The 1,160-nt window shown below is 35.0% G+C and carries 2 protein-coding genes; both read left to right on the top strand.

Translation table 11 applies throughout. The features are described from left to right. Window positions 1-418 (top strand): histidinol dehydrogenase (locus ACF91D_RS30495; protein ID WP_392438491.1); only part of this gene is annotated, 418 nt, incomplete at its 5' end. A gap of 24 nt (window positions 419-442) precedes the next feature. Next, window positions 443-1,160 (top strand): GntP family permease (locus tag ACF91D_RS30490; RefSeq protein WP_392438490.1); only part of this gene is annotated, 718 nt, incomplete at its 3' end.

The raw sequence follows: 1,160 nt of genomic DNA, 5'->3' as shown, positions 1-1,160 counted from the left end.
ATCTTGGGATAACTATGGTCAGGTGATAATTGTAGAAAATGAACAAGAAGCAATAAATGAAGCAAATAAATTAGCATATGAACATGTTGAAGTTTTAACGAAAAACCCAAATTATTTTTTAGATAATTTAACGAATTATGGAGCATTATTCCTTGGGCCAGAAACAAACGTAGCATATGGAGATAAAGTGATAGGCACAAATCATACATTACCAACTAAAAAAGCAGCGCGATATACAGGTGGTTTATGGGTAGGTAAATTCATCAAGACAGTAACTTATCAAAAAGTAACATCTGAAAAGCAAAGCGCTTATATAGGTGAATACGCAGCGCGTTTATGTGAATATGAAAATTTTGCTGGACATGCAGAGCAAGCTTTACTACGAGTGAGAAAGTATGGAGATAAAGGAAATAATTAATTTCCTAAAGGGGGACATACTTATATGTGGGGTATATTAGGATTAATTGGTGGATTAGCTATATTGACTATTTTAGTTATGAGAGGGATGAATTTACTTATTGCAGCGCCTTTGTCTGCGTTAATTGTAGGAGTGTTTAATGGACTTCCTTTATTTTCTCAACTTGCAGTTGGTAAACAGACGGACTTCGTGACAAGTTATATGGATGGATTTTCTGGTTTTGTCACTTCTTGGTATCTTATGTTTCTAACAGGCGCGATATTTGGAAAAGTTATGGAAGATAGTGGCGCAGCAGAAAGTGTTTCTCATTGGATAATAAAAAAAATAGGGATGAAACGAGCAGTTTTAGCTATTGTATTAGCATGTGGCGTATTAACGTATGGTGGCGTTAGTTTATTTGTTGTAGCATTTGCGGTATATCCGATGGCAGTAAATTTGTTTAAAGAATCTGATTTTCCAAGAAGATTTATTCCTGCAACACTAGCGTTGGGGTCAACAACTTTTACGATGACTTCAGCAGGTTCTCCAGAGATACAAAACTGGATTCCTATACCGTATTTACATACTAGCCCCTATGCTGGTTGGGGTGTTAGTTTAGTTACTGCATTATTTATGCTGATTGCTGGTTATTTATGGTTAATGCATATGATAAAAAAAGCTAAAAGAAAAGGCGAGTATTTTATTAGTAGGGAAAATGATGAGGTTGAATCTAGAAAAGGGTTACCTAATCCATTTTTAAGTA

The organism is Staphylococcus sp. 231237_7MaSpsaltlick (assembly GCF_043107035.1).
The sequence above is the reverse complement of the archived record's forward strand: the minus strand, read 5'-3'. Positions and strand labels throughout refer to the sequence as shown.